Genomic DNA, 11,761 nt, shown 5'->3' with positions numbered 1-11,761 from the left:
ATGGCCCGCATTACCGCAGGGATCGCGTCGAGCCATGTGCCGCTGCTCGGCGTCGCCGCCGACACAGGCAAGGATCGCGACGCCTATTTCGAACCTATCTTCGCAGGCTATGACTGGACGCGCGAGTGGATCGCAAAGCCGGAGAACAAGCCCGATGTCGTGATCCTGGTCTATAACGACCATGCCAGTGCCTTCGACATGAAGATCATACCCACCTTCGCCATCGGCTGGGGACCGCGAAAGGTGCCCGATGTCGAGGGTCACCCGGATCTGGCGTGGCACATCGCGCAAAGCCTGATCCTCGACGAATTCGACATGACCATCATCAACGAGATGGACGTCGACCATGGGCTGACCGTCCCGCTGACGATGATGTATGGCGCGCCGGACGCCTGGCCCGCAAAGGTCATCCCGCTGGCCGTCAACGTCGTCACCTATCCCCCGCCGTCCGGCAATCGTTGCTGGGCCCTGGGCGAAGCGATCGCCCGCGCGGTGCAGTCCTTCAAGGGCGAGGATCTGAAGGTGCATATCTGGGGCACGGGCGGCATGAGCCATCAGCTCCAGGGCATGCGCGCCGGCCTCATCAATGCCGATTGGGACAATATGTTTCTCGACGGCATGATTGGCACCACGCAGGCGTTGCGTTCGATCCCGCACATCGAATATCTCCGCGAGACCGGCTCGGAAGGGATCGAGATGGTCATGTGGCTCATCATGCGCGGAGCGCTTGGCCGCGAAACCCGAGCACTGCATCGCCATTATCATGTGCCCTGCTCCAATACCGCGATAGGGCATATCGTGCTCGAACCGATGGACGGCACCGTACCGCCCAGCCCGACGCTGGAAGGCAACAATGCGGCTGCGCAGGGCGCGATCTGAAAACCGTCACCCATTCCAAGGAGAACAACATGCGCATTGCCCTTGTCGGCGCAGGTGCCTTCGGCGAGAAGCATCTGGATGGCCTCAAGAATATCGACGGCGTCGACATCGCATCGGTTATCAGCCGATCGGCTGAACAGGCTGCCGCAGTCGCCGCCAAATATGGCGCGCCGCATTCAGGCACCGATTTGTCCGAAGCGCTCGCCCTGCCCGACGTGGACGCGGTGATCCTGTGCACGCCGACCCAGATGCACGCGGCCCAGGCGATCGCCTGCATGGACGCGGGCAAGCATGTCCAGGTGGAAATCCCGCTGGCGGACAGCTGGGCCGATGCCGAAGCGGTCGTCGCCAAGCAAAGGGAAACGGGACTGGTCTGCATGGTCGGGCATACCCGCCGTTTCAACCCGTCGCACCAATATGTGCATAACAAGATCGCCGCAGGCGACCTGACCTTGCAGCAGCTGGATGTGCAGACCTATTTCTTCCGGCGCAAGAACATCAACGCCAAGGGGCAGCCCCGTTCATGGACCGACCATCTGCTGTGGCACCATGCCGCGCATACCATCGACCTGTTCGCCTATCAGTCGGGCAAGATCGTGGCCGCCAATGTGCTGCAAGGCCCCAAGCACCCGGACCTGGGCATCGCGATGGACATGTCGATCCAGCTCAAGGCCGAAACGGGCGCGATCTGTACGCTGTCCCTGTCCTTCAACAATGACGGGCCTCTGGGCACCTTTTTCCGCTATATCGGTGACAATGGCACCTATATCGCTCGCTACGACGACCTTGTGAACGGGAAGGAAGAGCCCATCGACCTGACCGGCGTGACGGTTTCGAACAATGGCATCGAATTGCAGGACCGCGAATTCATCGCCGCCATCCGGGAAGGCCGCGAACCCAATTCATCCATCGGCCAGGTACTCGACTGCTACCGGGTGATCGGCGAACTCGCCGCCAGTCTCGAAGCCCAGGACGGCTGGTCGTGATGGCGACCCGCGTCCTCGCCGGGCGGCAGGTTCGATCGATCGGCCTTGGCTGCATGAATGTGGCTTGGGCCTATGGCAACCCACCCGCGCGCGAGGACGCGGTCGCGCTTTTCCGTCATGCGCTCGATGCGGGATGTGATCATTTCGACACGGCAAACATCTATGGCGGGGGCGTCAGCGAGGAAATCCTCAGCGAAGCGATCATGGATCGGCGCCATGAATTTCTGCTGGCGACCAAGACCGGCATCATGGTGGATGGTCCGCGCCGCGGCGTGGATTGCAGCCCGGCATCGATTACGGCGTCCCTCGACGCCAGCCTGAAGCGACTCGGCACGGACCATGTCGACCTGTTCTACATGCACCGTTTCGATCCGAAGGTGCCGATTGCTGAGTCCGTGGGCGCCATGGTCCGCGCGATAGAGGCAGGGAAAATTCGCGCCTATGGGGTCTCCGAATGGTCCGCCGCGCATGTGCGGGAGGCCCATGCAATCCATCCCATGGCGGCCGTCCAGACCGAATATTCGCCCTGGACAAGGAATGTCGAACTTGGGGTGCTTGCAACGACGCATGCCCTGGGAATCGCTCTCGTCGCGTTTTCGCCGCTGGCACGTGGCGCGCTAGGCGGCGAATTACGGGATGTAGAAACGCTGGCGGAGAAGGACTTGCGCCGGACTCTCCCCCGCTTTTCCGCCGAAAACTGGATTCATAACCGCAGGCTTATCGATCGGTTCAATGACCTGACCACAGAAGCGGCGGTGACGCCCGCGCAATTGTCACTGGCCTGGGTCCTGTCGCGCGCCAGGCACGTCCATGCCATCCCCGGCACGCGGTCACGTCCCCATTTCGATCAGAACCACGCGGCAAGTGACCTGATCGTGTCGTCGGACATTCTGGAACGCGTGAGCGCGCTCATCAATCAGGACAGCGTTGCGGGCCACCGCTATCCACAGGGAATACGCGGCACGATCGACACCGAGGATTTCGATCAGTTCAGCCAATGATCCAAACAGCGCCCGGCGTTACGGGGTGCGAGGCGAGGACTGAAGGAACCGCCCCCTTGTCGTTGCGACGATCGCGCATAAAAATGGGCGCCAACTGCCGCCTCTTTATAAAAATGGCAGCCGATCTTCAGCCAAGGCTGCTCCGCGCTAAATCAGCTGCGTCGGTTTGATGGCTTGCAACGCCATTGAGACTTTGCAACACGTCAGGTGGGTGTTCGTCGGTCTGGACGGGCAGGTTTCTTGCCGCTGGTCGGGCCGCCAGCGGACCAAAATCACGCCCGGAGTCTATAGAGATGGCCCTATCCCGCGCCAGGCCGCTCAGCGCGCTTCGCCAGTTTCTCAAAGGACAAGCGTCCGCCGGCCTCGTGCTTATGGGTGCGGCCGTGGTCGCCATGATCCTCGCAAACTCGCCCTGGGCGGAAGGCTATGAACATCTGCTCCACGGGCAGATCGGGCCGCTGTCGCTTCATCACTGGGTGAACGACGGGCTGATGGCGGTCTTCTTCCTGCACGTAGGACTGGAGATCAAGCGCGAGGTCATGGACGGGCAGCTTTCAACCTGGTCCCGGCGCATTCTTCCCGGCATCGCTGCGGCTGGCGGCATGGTGGTCCCAGCGCTCATCTACCTCGCCTTCAACCTCGCGGGCGCAGCGCATGGCTGGGCGATCCCGGCGGCCACCGATATCGCCTTCGCGCTCGGCGTCATCGCCCTGCTCGGCAAGCGCGTACCAATCTCGCTACGCGTCTTCCTGACCGCGCTGGCGATCATCGACGATCTCGGCGCGGTGATCATCATCGCGCTTTTCTACACCGCCAAGCTGTCGCTGCTCGATCTTGCGGGAGCCGCCGCGGTCACGCTGCTGCTGTTCTGCCTGAACCGCGTCGGGGTTCGGCGGCTCCTGCCCTATCTGCTCATCGGCATCCTGCTCTGGGTCTTCGTGCTGCGTTCGGGAATTCACGCGACGCTTGCAGGTGTCGTCCTTGCATTTGCCATTCCACTGCGAAACATGCCGGGCGAACCTGACGAAGAGGAAAATAGCCCGCTTCATCGCCTGGAACACGGGCTGCATAAACCTGTCGGCTTCATGATCGTCCCAATATTCGGTCTCGCAAATGCCGGCGTGCATGTATTGGGGCTGCCGTCCGAGGCTTTCACTGCGCCGGTCACGATCGGCGTCGCTCTTGGCCTGCTGCTTGGAAAGATGGTCGGCGTATTCGGGACAGCGATGATCGCCGTCCGTCTTGGCATCGCCGATATGCCTGCCCATGCCGGACGGGCTCAACTGGCCGGAACCGCGCTGCTCTGCGGCATCGGTTTCACGATGAGCCTGTTCATCACTCTGCTCGCCTTCCCGAGCGATGCGCTGCTGCAGACGGAGGCCAAGATCGGAATTCTTGCCGGGTCGCTATTGTCCGGGTTCCTGGGCTATCTGGTGCTGCGGTTCGCGAGAAACGAGGGTGCGGGCGAGAAACTGAAAGCGGTGCAAGGCACTTAGAGCCGCGTAGAGGGATCATTCGACAAGATGACGCAACCGGGAGAGACATTCTCGCAAAGAGCCGAGGCACAGCTCGAACATGTCGCGCTCTATCGCTGGTGGCGTCGCGCCGTGGTCGGGAATGTCGATCACCAGGCGATCATCGAGCGGATCGTCTCCGAAAGCGGGTGGTCGCCCCGTTACCTCTTCATGACGATGATGTCGGCGGGCATCGCGGTGCTCGGCCTGCTGCTCTCGTCTCCGGCCGTGGTGATCGGCGCGATGCTCATTTCGCCCCTGATGAGCCCGATCCTGGGCCTGGGCTTCAGCCTTGCCCTGTTCGACTTCGCCGAAATGCGACGCGCGCTGATCGCGCTTGCGGCAGGGTCGGCCTGCGCGGTCGCGTTCACGGCCACCATCGTGCTGCTCTCCCCGCTGCAAGCGCCGACAGCGGAGATCATCGCGCGGACGCGGCCCAATCTCTTCGATCTGGCGGTCGCCCTGTTTGCCGCCCTGGCGGGCACGTTCGCGATCATTCGCGGGCGTGGCGACACGGTAGTGGGCGTGGCGATCGCTACCGCGCTGATGCCGCCGCTCGCTGTCGTCGGCTATGGCATCGCGACCGGCAATCTGCCGGTACTCGGCGGCGCGCTGGCGCTCTTTGTCACCAACTTCGTCACCATTGCACTGTCGGCCACGGTGATGGCGCGTTTCTATGGCTTCGGGCACTCCCTCTCCAGCCAGCAGAGCTGGACGCAGACCATAATCCTGATCCTCGTCTTCGTCGCCATGGCGATCCCACTCGGCCTGTCGCTCAAACAGATTGCGACCGAAGCCGTGACCGTCACGCAGGTGCGCTCGTTCCTCAATGACCGGTTCGGTTCGGATGCGCGCGTCACGCAGCTCGACGTCAACTTCGACGCAAAGCCGATCGCGGTGCGCTCGGTGGTGATCACGCCGCGTACGAAAATGCAGCGCACGGCCGCATTGCAGGCGGAACTGCAGCAGCGACTTGGCCGGACAGTCCGCCTGCAACTCGATCAGGTACTGCTCGAACCGGGTGCCGGGCCGCTCGACGCGCAGCGCGAGGAATTGCGGCAGGCTGGCGACGCCGCCGCTGCAGAGACCGCCCGGATTGCCGGACTGTCGCAGATGCTGGGGCTTGCCGCCGGCGTGGATCCCGAAGCTGTGACGGTCGATCGCGACCATCGCCGCGCCAGCGTTACCGCCGCGCCGCTGCCAGGTGCTTCGCTCTCCACATATCGCGTCCTTGAAGACCGCGCGCGCAGGGAAATACAGGATTGGAGCATTGCCATCGTCCCACCGCAGGGGCCGCTTCCCGACATCGCCTTCGCGGACAACAGCGATACTCTCGACAACCAGGGGCGTGAAGCGGTGCTGACCTCCGCCTGGGCCGCAAGGCGGTGGAACGTCCGCGCGATGAACGTGCCTGGACTGCCCGAGACGCCTCCCGAGCGGCCAACCCTGGCACAGCGCCGCGCCCTTGCGATCGCGACCCTGCTGCGCGAGCAAGGCGTGGCCACGTCGCCGGCAAACGGAGGAGGTCAGCGTTTCCGGCTCACCGCAGCGACGATCGGCTCACCATGATCGGGCGCGTGATAAGCGATGCCGGCTGGAGCGCCATCATCCTGGGCGGCGCGCTGCTGCTGCTGTTCATCAGCGGAAAGGTGCGGCACGATCTTGTCACGCTGATCGCCCTGTTCAGCTGTATGGCGGTCGGCCTCGTCACCCCGGCCAAGGCTTTTCTCGGCTTCGCTGACCCCGCCGTGCTGGCGGTGGCGGCGATCCTCGTTGGCGCGCCGGCGGAGGGCTGAGCCATGCACATCCATCGCCTGACGTTCCGCCGCTTCCGCGCACTGATGCGCCGGCACGGACCCGAAGCGCTCGTCTGGCGACGGCGGATCGCGATCCTGGGCGGCGCGATTACAGTGGGTCTTGTCGCATTGCTGTTCGCGCGTCTGGCTGATGAGGCAGGCGAATTGTTCCTATATTATGCGCGGCGGTGGTGGTGGGCACCGCTGATCGCGACCCCTCTCGGCTTCGCGGCACTGGTCTGGCTGACCCGTCGTTATGCCCCGGCGGCATCGGGGTCCGGCATCCCGCAGGTCATGGCGGCATCGCGCGACCCCGAACAGGGGCTGCGTCTATTGGTCTCCGCGCGCACCGTGACGGTCAAACTCTTCCTCACCATCGGCGCGCTGTTCCTGGGAGCATCGGTGGGACGCGAGGGGCCGACCGTGCAAGTGGCAGCCGCCATCATGGGCTATGCCCACCGGCTGATGGCGATCCCCTTGCGCGCATCGGTCTATATCGCCGGTGGCGCCGCGGGTGTTGCGGCTGCATTCAACACGCCGCTCGCCGGGGTCGCTTTCGCGATAGAGGAACTGGCCGCCGCCTATGAGCAGCGCATGACACTCCTTGTCATGGCGGCGGTGCTGATCGCCGGCATGGTCAGTCTGGGACTTGCCGGGGACTATGTTTATTTCGGCGTGATGCGCCAGACCCTGGGCGTTCGGGAGGCGATGATCGCAACGCCGGTCGCAGGTATCCTGGGCGGCCTCGCCGGCGGCTTGTTCTCCCGCGCGATGCTGGCGGCGGGCCGCACGGACTGGCATCCGATGGCGTGGCTGCGCGCGCGACCGATCCTGCTGGCAGGTTGCTGCGGACTGGTGGTGGCGGTTCTGGGCGTCGCGACCGGATTGACGTGGGGCACCGGCTATCAGACGGCCAACGCCGTGATCGCCGGGTCCGACGTGCCGCTATGGTTTGGCGGCGCAAAATTCATGGCGACGCTCGCCACTGCGGTTTCGGGACTTCCCGGCGGAATCTTCGCGCCGTCGCTTTCAGTCGGCGCCGGGGTCGGCGACTTGCTGCGAAGCATCTTCCCAACCTATCCGCCCGGCGCGATCGTTCTCCTCGGCATGATCGCCTATTTCACCGGCGTCGTCCGCGCGCCGCTCACCGCCGTGATCATTATTTCCGAAACGACGGCCAGTCGCGGGCTGTTGCTGCCGTTGCTCAGCTCGGCACTGATCGCCGATTTCGTGGCTCAGCTCGTCTGCAAGGACCGGCTGTACCACGCATTGTCGAAGCGGTTCGATACAGCGGACGGAGATGATGTCGGCCGATCGGGTGCGGAGCAAGGTTCGCGGTGAACCTACCAGAGACCGCATCGACCCGGCCGCAGCCGACCAATGCGGTACGCCCGGAATCTGCCGACATTCCGCAAAGCAGGGAACGCAATCAGCAACATACCGTTAACATGTTTTCCATGTTTGAAGAGTGTCCCCCATGGAGACCCAGCCCGCGCGCGCCCTCCGTCCAATTGCTCCCGTCATTCTGGGAGCAGTCGTAGCGCTCATCGGCGCGGTGCTGACGATCGGCGGCTGCTGGCTCGCGATTCTTGGTGGTTCCCTTTATTATGTGCTGACTGGCCTGGCGATGGTCGCGGCCGGCATCTTGTTGATCCGCCGCAATATCTTGGGCGGGTGGCTCTACTGCGCCATTTTCGCTGCCACGCTCCTATGGGCTTTCGCGGAAGCCGGCGCAAATGGATGGGCGCTGGTGCCGCGCATCGTTGCGCCACTCATATTGCTGATCGCGGTGTTGCTGGTAATGCCCACCTTGTCGCGCGCGCGTCTGCGCTGGCGGCTCGGGATCGGAGCCAGCCTTCTTTCGATCGCTGCTGCGGCTGTAGCAGCAGTGGGGATTGGTCATATCGATGCGACCCGACCTCAGGGCACGCTCCCGGCCCTTGCATTTTCGGGGGCCGATACAGCTGCGATGCAGGCAGGCGATGATTGGCCGGCCTATGGCGGAAGCTACAGTGCGCGGCGTTTTTCCCCGCTGGCCCAGATCACGCCGGCCAACGTCGGATCGTTGCAGCGGGCATGGTTGATCCATACAGGCGACCTGCCGTCCAAAGCCGCCAAGGGCACCTATGGCGCAGAAAACACGCCGCTCAAGGTCGGCGATACACTCTATGTCTGCACCCCAAAGAACATCGTGCTGGCGCTCGATCCGGCGACCGGCAGACAGCGCTGGCGCTTCGACCCCAAGGTGTCCGATGAAGCGATCCCCTATACTGCCGCCTGCCGGGGGGTGAGCTATTTTGCCGTGCCGGGCGCCGATGCAGCGACGGCCTGCGCCAGCCGCATCATCTTTGGCACCCTCGACGCCAGGCTGTTTGCCATCGACGCACGCACCGGTCGGCGCTGCGCGGGCTTCGGCCGCAACGGGGAGACAGATACCAAGATCGGCATGGGGTCAACTCCGCCCGGATATGTCTCGATCAACTCACCCCCCACCATCGTTCGGGGCGTGATAGTTACCGGACATCAGGTGCTTGACGGGCAGGATCGCTGGGCGCCGTCGGGCGTCATTCGCGGGTTCGATGCCGTGACAGGGCGTCTGCGCTGGGCCTGGGACATGATGCACCCGGACTGGAACGGCTATCCACCCAAGGGCCAGACCTGGGCGCGCGGCACGCCTAACATGTGGACGATAGCGAGCGGGGACGAGGCATTGGGTCTTGTCTATCTGCCGATGGGGAATGCGGCCGCCGACTATTACTCCAGCCTCCGCCGTCCGCAGGAAAAGGCGTTTGCCACCTCTCTGGTCGCGCTGGATGTGACGACCGGCAAGCCGCGCTGGCATTTCCAGGCTGTGCGCAACGACGTGTGGGATTATGATTTCGGCGCCCAGGCGACGCTGGTGGACTATCGGGGGACGCCCGCGCTCGTGCTGCCCTCAAAACAGGGCGACATCTACGTACTGGACCGCCGCACCGGCCAGCCGCTGACCCCGGTCGGGGAAATCCACGCTCCAGGCGGCGGCGTGGAACCGCAGCAGCGCGCGCCCACCCAGCGCGTGTCGCTGTGGCATACGCTGCGCAAGCCGGACCTTACCGAGAAAGACATGTGGGGCATGTCTCCGATCGACCAGATGATCTGCCGCATCCAATTCCGCAAAGCTGCTTACCGGGGCTTCTACACGCCCCCGGAGGCCGAGCGCCATTCGATCGAATATCCGGGGTACAATGGCGGCACCGACTGGGGCGGCATCGCTGTCGATCCACGGCGCGGGGTGATCGTCGCCAATTACAACGACATGCCCAATTACAACCGGCTGGTGCCGCGCGCGGAAGCGAACCGGCGGGGTTGGGCACCGCGTGATCAGGCCCGCGGCAATATCGGCGGCGCGGAAGGCGCAGGCGATCCACAGGCACATACCCCGTACGCGATCAACGTCAACGCCGGCTGGCGACTGCCCTTTACCGGCATGTTGTGCAAGCAACCGCCCTATGGCGGCATCCGCGCCATCGATATGGCGACAGGCAAAACCATATGGGACCGCCCGCTGGGCGAGGCGCGGACAAATGGCCCATTCGGCATACCGTCCATGTTGCCGCTCGACATCGGAACGCCCAATAATGGCGGTTCCGTGGTGACCGCCAGCGGGCTGATCTTCATTGCCGCCGCGACAGACAACCTATCCGGGCGATCGACATGCGTACGGGCAGGACGGTCTGGAAGGACGTCCTGCCTGCGGGTGGTCAAGCAACCCCGATGACCTACGCAATGGGCGGCAGGCAATATGTGGTGATCTATGCGGGTGGTCATCACTTCATGGAAACGCCGGTGGGTGATGAAGTGATAGCCTATTCCCTGCCGGGAAAAGGATGATCGCCTCGAACCCAAGGTGTGACCAATGCTTCAGGGATTAACATCGGCAATCACGGACGAGGCAAACCATGGACTTCCTGGTCGTCTATCGCGGTAATAATTCCGGCGGAAAGCCACGCTCCCAGCCACTGACCGACAAGCGCTACGCCGCGATCTTCACCGAAACTCAGGGTGGCGTTCTCACAAGCCTCTCTGAAAGACATGCCGCTGCGGAGATCCAGTAGCGTCTGTAATTCGGCGGCATCGATGATCCTGATGCGACATTGCTCGCCCTCGCGCCATAGCAAAGCAGTTTCGGGCGTATCCAGATAACGGGACGCGGGCGGTTCCTCCTGGGCCGCCAATGAGGACCAGATGGTGAAGGCGTTGGTCTTCAGGTCGATAAGGTCGATCGACCCCTGAAACGTCAGCACCGCCCGGTCCCAGTCAATCTCGCTTAATTGGCCGAGCCCGATCGCCAAGTAGTCCGCCGAGACGAACAGTTCTTCCAACCCAAGCTCCAGGCGAGCGATTTCCGCGATTTCGGGATCGTCGGGATAAAGCTGCGCCAATGTCGCTGGAAAATCATGCGCATAGGCGTCGAGCGTCCAGCTGCTGGGGGGCACATCGTCGATATGATGCACGGCCGCCTGAAGGAACCGTTCCTCGCCGATCCAGGCGCGCGTGCGCGCGAAGCTGCTTTCCAGACAGGTGACGAGCTGAGAACGGTAATTATTCTGGTAGACGGCGAGGCCGGGTCCGATCGACGGATGAATGCGCGCGGCGGCGGCCGCGTCGGCATGCACGAGCCAGGCGCGGATGTCGCGCTGAAGTGCCAGCAGGCTCATGCCGCCGCCTCCATCCTGTCCGCGGCGATCTGCCGCGCGGTGTCGAGTTCCGTGAGCAAGTCGCCGAGGGGCGGTATGTCGTCGTCGCGCTCGATCATCGTCGCCACCGGGCCGAGGCGGGGAAGAATATAGGCGTAAAGCTCCCACACCGATGGGGGCACCGGCCGATCATGCGTGTCGATCAGCAGATGTTCGCCCTGGCTGTGGCCCGCCAGGTGGATTTGACGCACGTGGCGGTGCGGAACGCCGTCCAGATAGGCGATGGGATCGAAACCGTGATTGCTGGCGCTGACAAAGACGTTGTTCACGTCGAGCAAGAGGCCGCAGCCCGTCCGTGCACACACCAGATTCAAAAATTCCCACTCGGTCATGTCGGCCGACACGAAGTCGAGATAAGAGGAGGGATTTTCGATCAACATCGCGCGCCCCAGTGCATCCTGCGCCCGCCCGATATTGGCGCAGACAATATCGAGCGCCTCCCATGTGTAGGGCAAGGGCAGAAGATCGTGCGAATTAAACCCCTCGATCCGCGACCAACTCAGATGATCGGACACGAACAGCGGTTCGATATCGTCAACAAGCGCGCGCAGCCGGTCGAGGTACAAGCGGTCGACGCCATCGGCAGAACCGATCGACATCGACACCCCGTGCAGGGCAACCGGATATTGCGCGCGGATGTTGCGCAATATCCGCCGGGGCCGGCCGCCATCCACCATGAAGTTTTCGGAGATCACCTCCAGAAAATCGACCGCCACCTGCCGATCGAGAAAATCGGCATAGTGCGGGGCGCGCAGACCAAGGCCAAAGCCGGCAAAGGACGGGATCATCAGAACACTCCCTGCTGCGAAGGGCAGCCCGGCGCCGCCATGAGCGCCGGGCTTTGGGATA

9 protein-coding genes and 1 pseudogene are annotated in these 11,761 nt (G+C 63.5%); 8 read left to right on the top strand and 2 right to left on the bottom strand.

Features of this window, described 5'->3' with window-relative positions; all coding sequences use genetic code 11:
* The 8 genes and pseudogenes from AX724_RS14905 (at nucleotide 1) to AX724_RS14870 (ending at nucleotide 10,046) form a co-directional block, all read left to right on the top strand.
* Nucleotides 1-879 carry a class III extradiol dioxygenase subunit beta gene (locus tag AX724_RS14905; RefSeq protein ID WP_066767819.1) on the top strand — a complete coding sequence of 293 codons (879 nt, stop codon included), beginning with the start codon at nucleotides 1-3 and terminating at the stop codon, nucleotides 877-879.
* Between the two features lie 29 nt (nucleotides 880-908).
* Entirely contained in the window at nucleotides 909-1,865 is a 957-nt protein-coding gene (locus tag AX724_RS14900; RefSeq protein WP_066767817.1) for a Gfo/Idh/MocA family oxidoreductase, read from the top strand.
* The gene (locus AX724_RS14895; RefSeq protein ID WP_066767815.1) at nucleotides 1,865-2,866 is read left to right on the top strand and encodes an aldo/keto reductase; all 1,002 of its coding nucleotides are present in this window, start codon (nucleotides 1,865-1,867) and stop codon (nucleotides 2,864-2,866) included. Before AX724_RS14900 ends, AX724_RS14895 begins: the two co-directional genes overlap by 1 nt.
* A gap of 293 nt (nucleotides 2,867-3,159) precedes the next feature.
* Nucleotides 3,160-4,362, top strand: a complete 1,203-nt coding sequence (nhaA, locus tag AX724_RS14890; protein WP_066767813.1) for a Na+/H+ antiporter NhaA — start codon at nucleotides 3,160-3,162, stop codon at nucleotides 4,360-4,362.
* A gap of 27 nt (nucleotides 4,363-4,389) precedes the next feature.
* Nucleotides 4,390-5,949 carry a DUF389 domain-containing protein gene (locus AX724_RS14885; RefSeq protein WP_066767812.1) on the top strand — a complete coding sequence of 520 codons (1,560 nt, stop codon included), beginning with the start codon at nucleotides 4,390-4,392 and terminating at the stop codon, nucleotides 5,947-5,949.
* On the top strand, nucleotides 5,946-6,176 hold the full coding sequence (locus AX724_RS14880; protein WP_066767811.1) for a hypothetical protein: 231 nt from the start codon (nucleotides 5,946-5,948) through the stop codon (nucleotides 6,174-6,176). The genes AX724_RS14885 and AX724_RS14880 overlap by 4 nt, the downstream gene beginning before the upstream one ends.
* Nucleotides 6,177-6,179: 3 nt before the next feature.
* Entirely contained in the window at nucleotides 6,180-7,517 is a 1,338-nt protein-coding gene (locus AX724_RS14875; RefSeq protein ID WP_066767809.1) for a chloride channel protein, read from the top strand.
* 136 nt (nucleotides 7,518-7,653) lie between these two features.
* Nucleotides 7,654-10,046: pseudogene (locus AX724_RS14870) on the top strand (membrane-bound PQQ-dependent dehydrogenase, glucose/quinate/shikimate family).
* A 50-nt stretch (nucleotides 10,047-10,096) separates the two neighbouring features.
* Here AX724_RS14870 and AX724_RS14865 read toward each other — a convergent pair.
* Complete coding sequence (locus AX724_RS14865; RefSeq protein ID WP_066767806.1) at nucleotides 10,097-10,873, bottom strand: HvfC/BufC N-terminal domain-containing protein; 777 nt, start codon at nucleotides 10,871-10,873, stop codon at nucleotides 10,097-10,099.
* The gene (gene bufB / locus AX724_RS14860) at nucleotides 10,870-11,700 is read right to left on the bottom strand and encodes an MNIO family bufferin maturase (RefSeq protein WP_066767805.1); all 831 of its coding nucleotides are present in this window, start codon (nucleotides 11,698-11,700) and stop codon (nucleotides 10,870-10,872) included. The genes AX724_RS14865 and bufB overlap by 4 nt, the downstream gene beginning before the upstream one ends.
* Between the last annotated feature and the right edge of the window lie 61 nt (nucleotides 11,701-11,761).

The sequence above is a fragment of the Sphingobium sp. CCH11-B1 genome, assembly GCF_001556865.1.
Taxonomy (GTDB): domain Bacteria; phylum Pseudomonadota; class Alphaproteobacteria; order Sphingomonadales; family Sphingomonadaceae; genus Sphingobium.
The sequence above is the reverse complement of the archived record's forward strand: the minus strand, read 5'-3'. Positions and strand labels throughout refer to the sequence as shown.

What these genes read in the sequence shown, in the direction of transcription:
- AX724_RS14880 (WP_066767811.1), top strand. Translation starts at nt 5,946, where the DNA reads ATGATCGGGCGCGTGATAAGCGATGCCGGCTGGAGCGCCATCATCCTG.
- nhaA (WP_066767813.1), top strand. Translation starts at nt 3,160, where the DNA reads ATGGCCCTATCCCGCGCCAGGCCGCTCAGCGCGCTTCGCCAGTTTCTC.
- bufB (WP_066767805.1), bottom strand. Translation starts at nt 11,700, where the DNA reads ATGATCCCGTCCTTTGCCGGCTTTGGCCTTGGTCTGCGCGCCCCGCAC.
- AX724_RS14865 (WP_066767806.1), bottom strand. Translation starts at nt 10,873, where the DNA reads ATGAGCCTGCTGGCACTTCAGCGCGACATCCGCGCCTGGCTCGTGCAT.
- AX724_RS14875 (WP_066767809.1), top strand. Translation starts at nt 6,180, where the DNA reads ATGCACATCCATCGCCTGACGTTCCGCCGCTTCCGCGCACTGATGCGC.
- AX724_RS14885 (WP_066767812.1), top strand. Translation starts at nt 4,390, where the DNA reads ATGACGCAACCGGGAGAGACATTCTCGCAAAGAGCCGAGGCACAGCTC.
- AX724_RS14905 (WP_066767819.1), top strand. Translation starts at nt 1, where the DNA reads ATGGCCCGCATTACCGCAGGGATCGCGTCGAGCCATGTGCCGCTGCTC.
- AX724_RS14895 (WP_066767815.1), top strand. Translation starts at nt 1,865, where the DNA reads ATGGCGACCCGCGTCCTCGCCGGGCGGCAGGTTCGATCGATCGGCCTT.
- AX724_RS14900 (WP_066767817.1), top strand. Translation starts at nt 909, where the DNA reads ATGCGCATTGCCCTTGTCGGCGCAGGTGCCTTCGGCGAGAAGCATCTG.